This window comes from Amphritea atlantica (assembly GCA_024397875.1).
In the GTDB taxonomy this organism is placed as follows: Bacteria; Pseudomonadota; Gammaproteobacteria; order Pseudomonadales; family Balneatricaceae; genus Amphritea; species Amphritea atlantica_B.
This window is the reverse complement of sequence record CP073344.1, coordinates 2,182,934-2,198,485: the sequence shown is the minus strand read 5'-3', so window position 1 is coordinate 2,198,485 and position 15,552 is coordinate 2,182,934. Positions and strand designations below refer to the sequence as shown.

General features: G+C 51.3%; 16 protein-coding genes. 2 read left to right on the top strand and 14 right to left on the bottom strand.

Annotated elements, in window-relative coordinates:
* The first annotated feature begins 151 nt into the window (after window positions 1-151).
* Window positions 152-1,057, top strand: a complete 906-nt coding sequence (locus KDX31_10110; GenBank protein ID UTW01732.1) for a bile acid:sodium symporter family protein — start codon at window positions 152-154, stop codon at window positions 1,055-1,057.
* On the opposite strand, the gene queE is transcribed toward KDX31_10110, so the two are convergent.
* The 14 genes from queE to ccoN form a co-directional block, all read right to left on the bottom strand.
* Complete coding sequence (gene queE, locus KDX31_10105; protein ID UTW05364.1) at window positions 1,040-1,663, bottom strand: 7-carboxy-7-deazaguanine synthase; 624 nt, start codon at window positions 1,661-1,663, stop codon at window positions 1,040-1,042. The genes KDX31_10110 and queE overlap by 18 nt on opposite strands.
* Window positions 1,664-1,868: 205 nt before the next feature.
* Window positions 1,869-2,783 carry a recombination-associated protein RdgC gene (gene rdgC, locus KDX31_10100; GenBank protein ID UTW01731.1) on the bottom strand — a complete coding sequence of 305 codons (915 nt, stop codon included), beginning with the start codon at window positions 2,781-2,783 and terminating at the stop codon, window positions 1,869-1,871.
* A 144-nt stretch (window positions 2,784-2,927) separates the two neighbouring features.
* Entirely contained in the window at window positions 2,928-3,470 is a 543-nt protein-coding gene (locus KDX31_10095) for an adenine phosphoribosyltransferase (protein ID UTW01730.1), read from the bottom strand.
* A 76-nt stretch (window positions 3,471-3,546) separates the two neighbouring features.
* On the bottom strand, window positions 3,547-4,326 hold the full coding sequence (gene fnr, locus KDX31_10090; protein ID UTW01729.1) for a fumarate/nitrate reduction transcriptional regulator Fnr: 780 nt from the start codon (window positions 4,324-4,326) through the stop codon (window positions 3,547-3,549).
* A gap of 87 nt (window positions 4,327-4,413) precedes the next feature.
* Complete coding sequence (hemN, locus tag KDX31_10085) at window positions 4,414-5,805, bottom strand: oxygen-independent coproporphyrinogen III oxidase (protein UTW01728.1); 1,392 nt, start codon at window positions 5,803-5,805, stop codon at window positions 4,414-4,416.
* Window positions 5,806-5,872: 67 nt separating this feature from the next.
* Window positions 5,873-6,547 (bottom strand): sulfite exporter TauE/SafE family protein, encoded by a 675-nt coding sequence (locus KDX31_10080; GenBank protein ID UTW01727.1) that lies wholly within the window; start codon window positions 6,545-6,547, stop codon window positions 5,873-5,875.
* Window positions 6,547-6,738: a cbb3-type cytochrome oxidase assembly protein CcoS gene (gene ccoS, locus KDX31_10075; protein ID UTW01726.1), complete on the bottom strand. Its 192-nt coding sequence runs from the start codon at window positions 6,736-6,738 to the stop codon at window positions 6,547-6,549. The genes KDX31_10080 and ccoS overlap by 1 nt, the downstream gene beginning before the upstream one ends.
* Window positions 6,739-6,765: 27 nt before the next feature.
* On the bottom strand, window positions 6,766-9,234 hold the full coding sequence (locus KDX31_10070) for a heavy metal translocating P-type ATPase (GenBank protein UTW01725.1): 2,469 nt from the start codon (window positions 9,232-9,234) through the stop codon (window positions 6,766-6,768).
* Window positions 9,235-9,240: 6 nt separating this feature from the next.
* Window positions 9,241-9,747 (bottom strand): FixH family protein, encoded by a 507-nt coding sequence (locus KDX31_10065; protein UTW01724.1) that lies wholly within the window; start codon window positions 9,745-9,747, stop codon window positions 9,241-9,243.
* 85 nt (window positions 9,748-9,832) lie between these two features.
* A complete protein-coding gene (gene ccoG, locus KDX31_10060; GenBank protein UTW01723.1) occupies window positions 9,833-11,248 on the bottom strand; it encodes a cytochrome c oxidase accessory protein CcoG in 1,416 nt (471 codons plus the stop codon).
* A 166-nt stretch (window positions 11,249-11,414) separates the two neighbouring features.
* Window positions 11,415-12,299 (bottom strand): cytochrome-c oxidase, cbb3-type subunit III, encoded by an 885-nt coding sequence (gene ccoP / locus KDX31_10055; GenBank protein UTW01722.1) that lies wholly within the window; start codon window positions 12,297-12,299, stop codon window positions 11,415-11,417.
* Entirely contained in the window at window positions 12,296-12,484 is a 189-nt protein-coding gene (locus KDX31_10050) for a cbb3-type cytochrome c oxidase subunit 3 (protein ID UTW01721.1), read from the bottom strand. The genes ccoP and KDX31_10050 overlap by 4 nt, the downstream gene beginning before the upstream one ends.
* Before the next feature lie 5 nt (window positions 12,485-12,489).
* Window positions 12,490-13,107, bottom strand: coding sequence for a cytochrome-c oxidase, cbb3-type subunit II (ccoO, locus tag KDX31_10045; protein UTW05363.1), 618 nt, complete (start codon window positions 13,105-13,107; stop codon window positions 12,490-12,492).
* A gap of 23 nt (window positions 13,108-13,130) precedes the next feature.
* Window positions 13,131-14,561 (bottom strand): cytochrome-c oxidase, cbb3-type subunit I, encoded by a 1,431-nt coding sequence (gene ccoN, locus KDX31_10040; GenBank protein UTW01720.1) that lies wholly within the window; start codon window positions 14,559-14,561, stop codon window positions 13,131-13,133.
* A gap of 374 nt (window positions 14,562-14,935) precedes the next feature.
* Here ccoN and KDX31_10035 point away from each other — a divergent pair, with 374 nt between their 5' ends.
* The gene (locus KDX31_10035) at window positions 14,936-15,547 is read left to right on the top strand and encodes an alpha/beta fold hydrolase (GenBank protein ID UTW01719.1); all 612 of its coding nucleotides are present in this window, start codon (window positions 14,936-14,938) and stop codon (window positions 15,545-15,547) included.
* The last annotated feature ends 5 nt before the right edge of the window (window positions 15,548-15,552 follow it).

The window sequence follows — 15,552 nt, the reverse complement described above, 5'->3', positions numbered from 1 at the left end:
CTCCGGGTCATCCGGAGGGGTAAGATGAGGGTACCCACAATGTTATCCACAACTTATGTGGGTAGATTGAGACAGCCCTTTAATTCTCTGTTATCCGGCGGTTGTCTTGAGTTACTCTGAACTCTACTATAGGCGCTCATGAAACTATCCGATGGAGTTGTTCTGTATGGCGGGTGGCAATGCACTTTCACTGTTATTACCGGTTGCTCTGTTTATTATTATGCTGGGCATGGGGCTGACACTAAAGCTGAGTGACTTTTTATCTCTGCGTCAGCGACCGCTGGCTATTGTTGCTGGTGTGTCACTGCAACTTCTGTTTCTGCCTTTGTTGGCGTGGCTGGTGGTGACTGTGCTGCAACTTCCCGCAGTTCTGGCTGCGGGATTGCTGATCGTATCCTTTGCCCCGGGTGGTGCTACCTCGAATATGATCAGCTATCTCTGCCGTGCTGATACCGCGCTGTCGATTTCGCTGACGGCGATTACCAGTCTGATCATACCCTTTTCGCTGCCCTGGTTCACCTGGATGACCCTGGAGCACCTTTTAGGCAGTGGGGTAATGGTAGAGCTGCCTCTGCTAAGCACCATTGCGAAGCTGGTTATGGTGACGCTGATTCCCGTGGTGACAGGACTGTATATAAACCGTCGCTGGCCACGGCTCTGCGATCAGCTACAACGGCCTATAAAGGTTCTCTCGCTGGTGTTTATGTTCGCCGTGGTGGTGATGATTAGCTGGGCTAATCGGGCGGTGTTACCTGAGCTGATGCCGTTGCTGAGTCCTGCGATTATTCTGCTTGCCAGCAGTGCTATGGTGTTTGCGATGCTGGTAGCCCGCTATCTGCTACGACTTAACACGGAAACGGCGCTGACGCTCGGCATTGAGACCGGGATTCAGAATGCCGGTACGGCATTAATGGTAACCGGCGCGATTCTGCAGCAACCGGAGATGTCGCTGACAGTGCTGTTGTATGGCATTCTGATGCAAGTACCTGCAGTGCTGCTGATTCTGTGGCGCAACAGCCCGGTGAGGTGGCGATCCGTGCTAGTCAATGCCAAGTAATTTATGGGTCTGCAGGCTTAGCTTCCACTGCGGGTTGCTCAGGCAGTAGCGGATACACTCCTGAGTATTGATGCGCTGCATCGGACCGTCCATTGGTTGCAGATAGAAATGTTTAAAGTGTAACTGTGTGAACTTTTCTGGCTGGGCCAGCGGTTGTGGATATACCAGTTTCAGTTCATCACCACTGAGCTGGACCAGTTGAGCATCCGCTTTCGGGCTGACACAGATCCAGTCAATCTGTTGCGGTACCGGGAGTGTACCATTGGTTTCTACAGCGATCTCAAAACCCTGCTGATGCAACGCTTCAATCAGCTCCATATCCAGCTGCAGCAGGGGTTCACCGCCGGTGCAAACCACATAGGGGCGCCCGGCATCGGCGGTCTGGCTTTCTGGCCAGAAACTTTTAATTTTCCTGGCAAGGGCATCTGCCGATTGAAACTTGCCGCCATTCTGGCCATCCGTGCCGATAAAATCAGTATCGCAGAAATTACAGACCGCTTTGCTTCGGTCCTGTTCCCGGCCAGACCAGAGGTTGCAACCGGTAAACCGGCAGAATACCGCCGGGCGCCCGGCCTGGGCTCCTTCACCCTGAAGGGTATAGAACATCTCTTTAATGCTGTAATTGTTACTCACTGAATGGTCCTGATCTGCTGGATGGGGGTAGTCTACACAGAGAGTGGCTAAGTTCAAACAGTAAGTTATTTTATTCAGTTCCACTTAGCCGCGGCGCTGAATAAAAAAACGCCGGTGCCCGAAAGAGATCAGTGCACCAGCGTTATATAGATCAATAGAATAGAGAAGTGTTAACTATTCAGGGGCGCTGAGCTTCACCGCCAAACGCTTCTGTTAGTGCCGGAATCAGACGGGTCATTTCCAGTGACATCTGCACAAACTCGGCATCAAACTGGGCAAACGCCTCATCGGGGCTGTCCTGATCGAGTTTCTCTTTCAGCTGATCTGACAACTTAATACGCTTTATGCACAGGTCATCCTGGAGGATAAAGTTGATGCTTTCCTGCCACTCCAGTGCCAGCTTAACCACCCGTTTGCCAGCTTCCAGGTGATGGCGTATTTCATCGCTATCGAGATCCTGGCCTTTGCAGCGGATGATGCCGGTCTCTACCGCGCTGTCTCTGAGTTCGCACTCATCCATCGGTTCCAGGCCTGTGTAACGCTCGCCAGGCTGCTCCAGCCAGTTAGACATGACAGCAGAGGGCGACTGGTTAACATCCGGCAGAACAACTGGCAGGGAACCCAGCAGGCTGCGCAGATGACTGAGCAGCTCTTCTGCCCGTTTGTGGCTGCTGGCATCGACAATTAACAGATTATGTTGCGGAGCAAGCAGCGCCCAGGTTGTCTGGAATTTACTGAATGCGCGGGGCAGCAGGTCCAGAACTATCTCATCTTTAAGCTGATCCTTCTCTTTCTTATAAACTTTTCGTGCCTGTTCGTCTTCGATCACTTTCACCCGGTTATCCAGTTGCTGACGGATAACCTGAGAAGGGATGATCTTGTCCTCTTTCTGGGCCGCGATAAGCATGAAACCGTTGCCTGCATGCACCAGCATATCAGACAGTCCGCCGCTGGGGCTGACCCAGCCAAAGCGGCTCAGTTCCTGGCTGCCGCAGGGGGTAAAGGCTTTCTCACTGAGCTTCTCTTCAAGGGCTTCGGGGGTATAGCTAAATGGCTGAGTGAAACGGTAAAAGATGGCATTTTTGAACCACATAAGATGAGCCCTTAATAACAGATAAAAAAAGAGTGGCTATTGTAAAGCGATAACCGACATGCGCTGACCGGTTAACCGATAGTCGGTAGTCAGCGCGAAAGTGATGGGTCAGGGGGCTATGGGTGCATAGCTCCCTCCGGGAGATCAGAGGCCTTCGTAAGCCAGCAGGGTATAGACCGGAATGCCTGCTTGCTGAATCAGTTCAGAGCCATGCAGGTCAGGCAGGTCGATCAGTGCCGCCGCTTCGTAAACCTCTGCACCGAGCTCTTTAATGATAGTGCTGGCTGCCAGAATGGTTCCCCCCGTTGCGATCAGATCGTCAAAGATCAGCACTTTATCGCCTTCAGAGACCGCATCGACCTGCATCTCCACTGCGGCAGTACCATACTCAAGCGCATATTCACGATGGATGGTTTTACCGGGAAGCTTGCCTTTTTTACGCACCAGCACCAGTGGAATATTTAACTGATAGGCCATAATGGAGCCAAACAGGAAACCGCGGGCGTCGATACTGGCAATATGTGTCACTTCAGTATCGATATAGCGCTGAATGAAAGAATCTGCAATCATTCGCAACGCTTTAGGGTCTTTAAACAGTGGGGTTATATCTCTGAACATTACTCCGGGTTCTGGCCAGTCCGGTATCGTGCGCATTACGGACTTGATATAACATTCATCGAAACTCATCAGGGTTACCTTAAAACACTAGGGCTATAAAAATAATACCCGCCTACCGCGGGTATTTTTCAATTCAAACAGAAGATCATGCGTGCGGACAGGACTTGTCTTCGCTGTAGTCGGCATCATGAGATTCGCCGGACAGGTTGTAGATCTCTTCCAGGTTGCTCAGCTCTATCTCTTTGCCATCAACACGGACTAACTCCATCTTCTGGAAGCGGGTGAAGATGCGGCTGACGGTCTCGACTGCCAGCCCGAGGTAGTTACCGATCTCATTTCTTGACATAGACAGGCGGAATTGGGAAGCCGAGTAACCACGTGCTTTATAGCGGGTGGAGAGCTTGACCAGGAACGTCGCGACCCGCTGCTCCGCATTCTTCTTACTGAGTAACAGCATCATCTGCTGATCATCGCGTATCTCTTTGCTCAGCGTTCGTAGTATCTGACGCCGTAGCTCAGGCATCTGACCCGATAGTTCGTCGAGTCGCTCGAACGGTATTTCACAGACGGTGGTGGTTTCCAGCATTTTCGCGGAAACAGGGTATTGCTCACTGTCGAAACCGCTCATGCCCACCATTTCACCCGGGAAGTAGAAGCCGGTTATCTGCTCCTCTCCTTCATTGGTGAGGGTGTATGTTTTTATTGTGCCGGCACGAATGGCATAAACCGAGGAGAACGGTTCACCCTGATGAAACAGATGTTCACCTTTTTTCAACGGCCGGCTCTTGTCGATAATATCGTCCAGCCGGTCCATCTCTGTCATATCCAGAGACACGGGCAGACATAATGAACTGAGACTACAAGTGTTGCAATGAACCTGCCTTAAGCTGTGAAGTTTCCCTTCAGATGCCTTATGGTTGCCCATAACTATGTCCTGTTTTCATTGTGATATTAGACTTTGCCTGCGGGTAATTATCTACTAAATTGCCAACCGGGTGAAGTATTTCCCGTATCAAATGATACGGGAGAACCCTTTGGTCGGTTGCTGCTTGGGTATATAGGCATCAAATGCCATACAGATACGGCGGATCAGCAGTCGTCCGGCGGGAGTTACTTCGATACTTTTTTCAGTCAGAATAATCAGTCCGTCACCGGTAAATCTATCCAGTTCCTGTAACTCATCAGCAAAATATTCACTGAAGCGGATATCGAACTGTTGTTCAAAGTCTTCCATCTGTAGCTGAAAGTGACAGATTAACTGGGTGATAACGGCACGTCGGATCCGGTCATCCCGGGTCAGTGTAACACCGCGTTTAATGGCATAGTGGTGATCTTCAACGGCCCCGGTGTAGGCGCTCATATCATGCTCATTCTGGTAGTAAACGTCACCGATCTGGCTGATAGACGAGACGCCCATCGCGACCAGGTCACAATCACTGTGAGTGGTATACCCCTGGAAGTTGCGGTGGAGTTTGCCGCTTTGCTGGGCCAGTGCCAGCTCATCATCCGGCTTGGCAAAGTGATCCATACCGATATAAACATAGCCTGCGTCACACAGTTTGCTGATGGTGGTTTCCAGGATCGCCAGCTTGGTTTCCGGACTGGGCAGGTCTTCAGCTTTGATATGGCTCTGGGAGCGGAACCGGTCCGGCATATGGGCATAGTTGAACACTGACAGCCGGTCGGGACTCAGCTCGATAATGGTGTCCAGCGTTTTGGTAAAGCTCTCCAGGGTCTGGTGTGGCAGACCGTAGATCAGATCAATATTGATTGAACGAAACCCGAGACGACGGGCTTCATGCAGTACGTCAGCGATCTCTTCTACTGGCTGAACCCGGTTGACTGCCTGTTGAACTTTAAGCTCGATATCCTGAACCCCAAAGCTGACCCGGTTAAAACCGATCTCGCGCAGTACTTTGAGCATTTCGTGATCCACTTCGCGGGGATCTATCTCGATAGAGTAGTCTCCGGAATCATCATCCAGCAGTTTGAAGTTATCGCGCAGCTTCTGCATCAGTTCGATCATCTGCCCGTTGCTGATGAAGGTTGGCGTGCCACCACCAAAGTGAAGCTGTTCAACGGTGCGGTCGTCTGCATACCACTCTGACAGTTGAGCCATCTCTTTATACAGAGTATCGAGATAGGGCTGAGCTTTTTTACGGTTACGGGTGATCACCTTATTACAGGCGCAGTAGTAACAAACATGGGCACAGAAGGGGATGTGAACATAGAGTGATAACGGTGCGCTATGATCGGCTGTTCGCTGGCCGGTGCTTACCAGGTCGGTAGCAGAAAGTTCAGGATCAAACTGAATCGCAGTAGGGTAAGAGGTATACCGGGGGCCAGACAGATCATAGCGGCGGATCAGGTCGAGATCCCATTTAATCAGATTATTCTGCGTCACAACATTTCTCACTTTTACTGCAAAGGCCCGATTATAGTGATTTTAACCGAACCGGTATTGATGTTTATCAAGTAAGGCCTGAAACCAGTCCCCGCCAGGGGATGGTGTACAGGCCGAACAGTATAATCAGTAGCCCGGCAATCGTCTGGGCTTTACGGTTTTTCAGTAGCGACTGAACCTGGCTGGCCAGCAGTCCGGTAGCCAGCATCGCCGGTATCGTTCCCAGCCCAAAACAGGCCATCAGCAGGGCCGAGGTTTGCCAGTCGCTGGCCGTGGCGCTCCAGATCAGTGTGCTGTATATCAGGCCGCAGGGTAGCCATCCCCAGAGGGCTCCAAGCGCGACAGCCTGAAGCGGGTTGCGCACCGGTAAAAGTTGCCGGCTGAGGGGCTGGATATGCCGCCAAAGCAGATTGCCCTGCTTTTCTAAATAGGCCAGAGCTTTCCAGATTTGCGCGACATAGAGTCCCATTAAAATAAGGATTACGCCCGCAAAGCAGCGTAAAAAAAGAGCCACTTCCGGTGAACGGATCAGCCAGCCAATGCTGCCGAGCAGAGCTCCGGCAAGGGTATAACTGGCGATACGGCCAACATTGAATCCGAGCAACAGCAACACCGGTTGCTGGTTTTTCCGATCAATACCCATGGCGACTGCACTGGATATTCCACCACACATGCCCAGGCAGTGGGCGCTTCCCAATAGCCCCAGGAGCAGGGCAGTGAGAGCCGATAACGGTTCTGTCATTACTGTTTTTCTACAGACTTTGGCGGCTTGGCGTCGTCGGGGATCAGGTGCTCATCATCGTCATATAAAATACTGTGGGCGGGAGATTCGAGGTCGTCTAACTGACCATTGTTAACCGACCAGAAAAAGCCCCAGATCGCAACGCCTGCAAGGGCAATGGCGATTGGAATAAGCAGGTAGATAATTGACATAGCAATACTTCACTCAGGTTGTTATAGCTATTCTAACCGATCCGACCGGTCAAGTTTAGTCAGGCGCAGGGCGTTACCTACCACTACCAGTGAGCTGGCGGACATACCGATAGCCGCCATCCATGGAGCGATCATACCGGCAGCAGCCAGTGGCAGGGCTATCAGGTTATAGAGAATTGCCCAGCCAAGATTCTGGCGGATATTCGCGCGAGTACGTTTAGCCAGTCGCAACGCCTGTGGCAGGCGCATCAGCTCGCTGGAGATGAGTACGGCATCGGCATTGGTTTTCGCCAGATCAGTGGCTGAGCCCATTGCAATTGATGTCTGGGCTCCGGCCAGTACCGGGATATCATTAATGCCGTCACCGACCATCACCAACTGAGCACCGTTATCCTGAAGCTGTTGGATATGCTGCAGTTTTTGTTCCGGACTGACACCGGAGATCACGGTATCGATCTTCAGCTGCCGGGCGATATGTTCAACGGCGGCAGAACTGTCACCGGTGAGCATCTGTACCTCAAGCCCCATCTTTTGTAACTGTTGAACCATGCTGGCCGCTTGCTTGCGGGCCGGGTCATTCAGTCCAAACCAGGCCAGTGGTTCAGTTTCACTGGCAAGCAGAAGCCATTGCCCCTGGCTGTCGGGTGCGTCGGCGAAATCCAGCTGTTTGTCGCAGAACTGACTGGCGAAACGGGGTTTTCCGATAAAGTAGCGCTGACCGTCAATACAGCCTTCCAGTCCCTGGCCTACATGATTATTGAGTTCCTCTGCGGCATTAACCTGATTTAACTGACTGATGCGGTGGAACGCCTGTGCGATAGGATGTTCTGAGTGGGCTTCCAGCGAAGCGGCAATCTCGAGGCACTCCTGAGCGGTCAGTGAAGAGAGCGGGGTAGTGCTCTGCAGCGACAGATTGCCCTCTGTCAGGGTACCGGTTTTATCGAAGACAATATGGGTCGCCCTGGCCAGGCTTTCCAGAACATGGCCCCGGGTAATCAGTAAACCGTGTTGGCGCAAGGTTCCTGTGGCCGCTGTCAGTGCCGTCGGGGTCGCCAGTGACAGCGCACATGGGCAGGTAACAACCAGAACCGAGAGAGTCACCCAGAAGGCGTGATCGGGGTTTATCTGCCACCATACCAGTCCGACGGAGGTCGCAACGATGAGCACCGCAGTGACAAAATAACCGGACACCGCGTCCGCCAGTCGGGCTACTTTGGGTTTCTCTTCATGGGCCCGTTCCAGCAGGCGCACAATAGAAGATAGCTGCGAGCTTGCGCCGACCTGAGTGACTTCAAGATCGATCGGATTCTCAACATTGATGGTGCCGCCAACGACCCGGTCCCCTGCGCGCTTAGTCAGGGGCAGGTACTCGCCGGTGAGCGCAGACTCATCGATGCTGCTGTTGCCCTTGATAATGATGCCGTCAGCGGGGATCGTATGGCCGGGCTTCACCAGAATCCGGTTGCCCTGCTGCAGCTCATTTGCGGCAACAATTTTTTCACCTTCATCGGTATAGAGGATTGCGCTGGCCGGTAGCAGGTTGAGTAGTGCGTTGCCCGCTTTCCCGGTTCTGTGACGGGCTTTCATCTCCAGGAATCGGCCGATCAGCAGGAAGAAGGTGAACATGCTGACAGAGTCGTAATAGACTTCGCCGCTGGCGGTGACAGTCGCCCAGATGCTGGCTATATAGGCTCCGCCGATTGCGATTGATACCGGCAGATCCATCGTCAGATGGCGGGTTCGGAGGTCTCGCAGCGCCGCCAGAAAGAAAGGTCTTGAGGCATAAAAAACCACCGGTGTTGCTAATGCCAGGCTGGCCCAGCGTATAAAGTTTTCATTATCGGCTTCGAGGCTTGCTCCGGCGCCGGTGTAAAGGGCCACGGCGAGCATCATAATCTGCATGGTAAAGACCCCGGCAATGCCCAGTCTGCGCATTGCCTGTTTAGTCTCCTGTTCCAGCAGTTGTTCTTCTTTGTCAGGGTGATAGGGGTGTCCCTGATAGCCGATACTGTGCATCGCTATAAAGATGTCGCTGAGATGGATCTTCTGTTCATCCCACTGCACCCGGGCACGATGATTAGTCAGGTTGACGCTGGCAACCATTACCCCTTCGAGTGAACTGATATGATGCTCAAGCAGCCAGACACAGGCGGCGCAGGTGATCCCTTCGATAACCAGTGTTGCCTGTTTGCTGCCATCCTCCAGTTCGGCAACAAAGTGCTGCTGTACACTGGGATGGTTATAAAGCTCGAACTCCGCCTGCAACTGCTCGCTGGCGCTGACAGATTCAGGCGACGAGGCTTCGGAGGTGCGGTGTTTGTAATAATTTTCCAGGCCGCCATCAGCGATGACCTGGGCAACTGCCTGGCAGCCCGGACAGCACATCTGACGTGCTTGTCCGCCTATAATGGTAAAGAACTGGCTGCCTGCAGGGATATCGAGACCGCAGTGAAAGCAGTCACGATGTTCGTGCAGATTACCTTCAGAGGCATTCATCACCGATTACAAATTGCCAAATGTGAAGTTAGTCTGGTCGTAAGGTGGTTCAGCTTCTTTTACCAGCTGCCACTCCTTGTTTACCGGGCTGATGATAAGTTTCTTATCGCCCTTGAGCGAGTTATTCAGCTCGCCGGCATAGTGGCCCGGTTTAAGTTGGTGCAGTGTGATATTGATATCAAGGCTGGCTTTGGTTGGGTGACCAAGGGTGAGTTGCAGCTGTTCTGGTAACGGCTCTCCTTTGGCACTGATCAGTTCCAGATTAATATCACTGGTCATCGTGTCAAATCTCAGTGTTGCACTCAGTCCAAGTTGCTGGGCAGCTTCATTAAGCCGGTTGTCTTTGTGGAACGCTTTAGCCTTTTTGGTGTATTCCTCAAGTACCACCCCATCGTTAGTAACAATCGATGCTGTAATGTACACGGTGGAGTAGAGGACGGTTGCAATCAGCGGGGCAAGAATAAACCACAGCCAGGGCTGTTTAAACCAGGGTCCGATTTGTTGATCAGTCATATGTTTCCTTAAAAAAGAAATAGCTGCACGGAGGTGAATCCGGCAGCTATTCTAACTCAGTCAAATGGGGGAGGGTAGGCTTTGCTTAGCGTTTCACAGGGCTAATAAAGCGATTGTCCTCTTCCACCAGAATACTCTCATCATCCAGCGCCTGAACCCGAAAGGTAATATCGTAGTTCGGACGTTCAAGGAAGCGGGGGTCTGCCTGAAGGCTGATAGGGTGTTCCAGCAGTTCGCCTGTACGTATCAGGACTTCGCGGTCACCTGCCATTGTAATTCCCTCTATGCCAGTGACATCGATGCTGAAACGGTGATCAGTCTGCGACTTATTGGCGAGTTTGAGAGTATATACGTTTTCAATCATACCGTTTGAGGCTTGAACATATAGTTGACCCCGGTCACGAATAATGTCCACTTCAAGTGGCACCCGGCTATAGAGGGTGTAACTGAAAGCGATGAACATCGCGCAGATAGCAATAAAGTAACCGATCAGTCGTGGCCGTAGGATATGGGTTTTGCCACCCTCCAGAGCGTGTTCGGTGGTATAGCGAATCAGGCCTCGCTCATAACCCATACGGTCCATGATATCATCACAGACATCGACACAGGCGCCGCAGGCAACACATTCATATTGCAGTCCGTCACGGATATCGATACCGACCGGGCAGACATGGACACAGTTATCACAGTCGATGCAGTCGCCCAGTCCTTCTGCCTTGTAATCGGCCCCCTTTTTACGCTTGCCACGATTTTCTCCGCGGATATTATCATAGGAGATTACCAGTGTGTCCTGGTCAAACATGACGCTCTGGAAGCGGGCATAAGGGCACATGTATATACAGACCTGTTCCCGCATCCAGCCAGCATTGGCATAGGTTGCTACTGTCAGAAAGCCTATCCACCAGGTTTCCCAGGGGCCCAGATCCCAGGAGAGTACGGAGGGGATCAGTTCGCGAATCGGCGTGAAATAGCCGACAAATGCGATAGCTGAGGCGGCAGCGATTATCGCCCAAATAGTATGTTTAGCTGTTTTGCGTGCGATTTTTTCGCCACTCCAGCCGGCTTTGTCCATCCGCATTCTCTGATTGCGATCACCTTCAGTGACACGCTCTGCCCAGATGTAAAACCAGGTCCAGACAAATTGAGGGCAGGCGTAACCACACCAGAGGCGACCCGCAAACACGGTGACAAAGAACAGGGTAAAGGCAAGGATGATCAGCAGCCAGGAGAGCAGCATGAAATCCTGGGGCCAGAAAGTGAAACCAAATACATGGAATTGCCGGCTTGGCAGATCAAATAAAACAGCCTGATGGCCATCCCATTGAATCCAGGAAAAGCCGTAAAACATTGCCAGCATTAAAAAGCCGGAGATAGTCCTCAGGTTCTTAAAGAGCCCTTTGTAGTACTTTACATAGATATGCTCACGTTTGGCATACAGGTCGTAGTTATCATCGCCTTTATTGCCCTTTGGAGTCACATCCTTAACTGGTATTTGATTCATACCATTCCTCACCATCAAGTAGTCGAAATACCAACACCAAAACCATTAGATTTAAGGTTCATTAGTGAATTTGAATATTATACCCGGTTTGATGCAGTATTTAAGCGGCAGTACAAAAAAAGGCGATATGACTTGCATCATATCGCCTTTATTATTGATCTAAGCCTTACTTGTTAGACAGGCTGTAAACGTAAGCGGTGATCAGAGTAATCTTATCGTCGCTCAGCAGATCTTTGTGTGCAGGCATAACACCATTACGACCCGTACGGATTGTGTGGCTGATCTGCGCGAAAGAGCCGCCATACAACCAGATATTGTCGGTCAGGTTTGGTGCACCCAGCGCCTGGACGCCTTTACCATCTGCACCATGACATGCAGTACACAGAGCCTGGAACTGTTGCTGACCACGGACAGCCATTTCAGCATCGTGCTCTGCACCGCTCAGTGACAAGACATAGCTTGTTACATCGCGCACGCCTTCTTCACCCAGAACCGGACCCCAGGCAGGCATAGCGCCCTGGCGGCCATTGGTAATAGTTTGCTTGATAGTCGCAGGTGCGCCACCGTACAGCCAGTCACCATCGGTCAGGTTAGGGAAGCCGTGTGCACCAGCACCGGTAGCGCCGTGACACAGTGAGCAGTTGTTTGCAAACATACGCTGACCAATTTTCAGACCGTCAGGCTGAGCCTGCAGGTCTTCGATGGACATTGCTGCGTATTTCGCAAATACAGGCTTGTAAACCTCTTCAGCGTGAGCCATCTCTTCTTCATACTGACCTGCAGAAGACCAGCCGTAAAAACCTTTTACGTTAGCCAGGCCGTAGAGACCGAGATAGGCAATGCCAAAAATTATTGTGGCAACAAACATCTGAAACCACCAGCCAGGAAGGGGGTTGTCATACTCTTCGATGCCATCGAAGGTGTGACCAAGCGTTTCTTCTGTGGCTTCCTTGTGCGTCTCGCCCTTACGTGTGGCAAGCAGCAACCAGGTACACCCCAGAATTACGACCAGGGTAATCGACCATACCCATATATTCCAAAAAGCACTCATTTTTCATTTCTCCCGTTATTGGTCGTATCTGTCTCTGCAGGGCTTTCATCCTCATCCGCAAAAGGCAGTTGTGACGCCTCGTCGAATCTCTTTTTGTTACCCGGCAAAAGCACCCAGATAAACAATCCGATAAAGGTGATCAGCATCAATGCTGGCAGATATGGGCCATAAACTTCGTAGCTCACTCGAATTACCGCTTATTGGTGTATTGAGAGTGGGTTTTACCAAGTGCTTGCAAGTAAGAGACCACGGCGTCGATTTCAGCCTTGCCTTCTACCTGCTCACGAGCTTTAGCGGCTTCTTCCTCGGTGTATGGAACACCCAGTTTAGCCAGAACACGCATCTTGGCAGCCGTATCTTCACCAGACAGTTTGTTTTCAAACAGCCATGGATAAGCGGGCATCTTAGACTCAGGAACTACATCGCGCGGGTTGTACAGGTGTGCACGGTGCCAGTCATTACTATAACGACCACCGACACGGGCCAGGTCAGGACCAGTACGTTTAGAGCCCCACAGGAACGGATGCTCCCATACGCCTTCATTGGAGGTTGAGTAGTGACCGTAACGCTCAGTCTCTGCACGGAAAGGACGAATCTGCTGAGAGTGGCATACATTGCAGCCCTCGCGGATAAAAATGTCCCGGCCTTCCAGTTCCAGCGGAGTATACGTCCGCAGGCCTTGAATTGGCTTGGTCGTCGCTTCGGTAAAGAACAGAGGTACGATTTCAGCAAGACCACCGCCACTGATCACCAGAATGATCAGCAGGATCATCAGGCCAATGTTCTTTTCAATCGTTTCATGTTTGATCATGTTATGTGCTCCTCTGATCCTTAAGCTGTCTGCGCAGATGCGTCAGCTACAGGAGCTGTGCTGCCTTTACGTACAGTCTGCCAGACGTTGTATGCCATCAGCAGCATACCGGCCAGGAAGAATGCACCACCAATAGCGCGCACTATATAGCCGGGATGGCTTGCTTCAAGTGCTTCAACGAAGCTGTAGGTCAGGGTGCCGTCTTCATTCACTGCACGCCACATCAGACCTTGCAGGATACCGTTAACCCACATCGCACAGATATACATAACTGTACCGATAGTGGCCAGCCAGAAGTGTGTGTTAATCAACGCAACACTGGCCATCTGAGTTTTACCCCAGAGCTTAGGAATCATGTGGTAAACCGCACCGATAGAGATCATCGCAACCCAGCCCAGTGCACCCGCATGTACGTGACCGATAGTCCAGTCAGTGTAGTGGGACAGAGCGTTTACGGTTTTGATAGCCATCATCGGGCCTTCGAAGGTCGACATGCCATAGAAGGACAGAGACACAACCAGGAAGCGCAGGATCGGGTCGGTGCGCAGTTTGTGCCATGCACCGGACAGCGTCATCATACCGTTGATCATACCGCCCCATGAAGGTGCCAGCAGAATCAGAGACATAACCATGCCCAGAGTCTGAGCGAAGTCAGGCAGAGACGTGTAGTGCAGGTGGTGACCACCCGCCCACATGTAGGTTGCTATCAGAGCCCAGAAGTGAACGACCGACAGACGGTAAGAGTAGATTGGACGCTCAGCCTGCTTAGGTACGAAGTAGTACATCATGCCCAGGAAGCCCGCAGTCAGGAAGAAACCTACCGCGTTGTGGCCATACCACCACTGTACCATTGCATCAACTGCACCCGGGTAAACAGAGTAAGACTTGAACAGCGTTACAGGCATCGCTGCACTGTTAACAATGTGCAGTACTGCAACTGTCAGGATGAAGCCCATGTAGAACCAGTTACCCACGTAGATGTGCGATGTCTTACGCATCTTCACAGTACCCAGGAACACGATAGCGTAGGCAACCCAGACAACAGTGATCAGCAGGTCAATTGGCCATTCCAGTTCTGCATACTCTTTTGAAGAGGTCAGACCCAGTGGCAGAGTGATCGCTGCACTCAGAATAACCAGCTGCCAGCCCCAGAAAGTAAAGGCGGCCAGCTTATCAGAGATCAGGCGGGTTTGGCTCGTACGCTGTACGACGTAATAAGAGGTAGCGAACAGTGCGCAGCCTCCGAATGCAAAGATAACTGCGTTGGTGTGTAACGGGCGAAGACGTCCGAAAGTCAACCAAGGAGTATCAAAGTTTAGTGCAGGCCATACTAACTGGGATGCGATTAACACGCCCACGGCCATTCCGACGATGCCCCATACCACTGTCATGATGGCGAATTGACGCACCACCTTGTAATTGTAGGTTGGGTGTTCAGCTGCTGTGCTCATATCAGGCTCTCATCAACAAGCTATTAGAAAGGTTTAGAAAGTAAATTTCCGCTGGCTATTATGTGGAAACAGCGACCACATTTCAATGCGTCAACGGTATTAGTTGCGACATACTGCCGCAGTGCAAAATGGATGATAATGTCGCAAATAAAACTCATTTATGTAAATTTATTTAGTGCAAGTGATTGAATTTAAACAGCTAATATCTTGTTTGTGGTTTTAATATGTTTACATCTATTGTTATTTAGTACTGTTTTTGTCGAAGGTTGAAGTTGCTCAAGCCAGTATCAAAAGTTACTAATTTGGCTTTTCTTGATATGGATCAAGTCTGGTTTGTCGCATAATTAGCTGTATTTCTGATCGGAGCGTGACGAATGATTATTGAAGGCCGGGCTGAAAAGGCCCGTATATTGCTGGCTCATGGTGCCGGTGCACCGATGGATAGCCTGTTTATGGCTCAAGTGGCAAGTGGTCTTGCTGCGGGCGGAGTAGAGGTTATCCGGTTTGAATTTCCCTATATGCAGCAACGCCGGATTGACGGCAAGAAACGTCCCCCGGACCGGCAACCAAAATTGCTTGAGTACTTTACTCATCTGATTGAACAATTCAGTGATACAGACCGGCCGCTCTGGCTGGCGGGTAAATCAATGGGCGGACGGATGGCTTCTATGCTGGCGGATCATCCCGCTGTGGCAGGGTGCTTTGTTTACGGTTATCCGTTTTATCCGCCCGGAAAGCAGGATCGCCCCAGAATCGAGCACCTGATCACTGTTACGAATCCGGTTCATGTTTTTCAGGGCAGTCGCGACAGCATGGGACGAAAAGAGGTGGTTGAGGAGTACCGGCTTTCCGCTTCTGTGACACTTCAGTGGCTCGATGATGGTGATCATGATCTGAAACCGAGAAAAATATCCGGAATTACTCAGGACGAACATATCGCAGATGCAGTAGAATCCACGCTGAAAATTATTAACTGCCATAATTGAGGTAC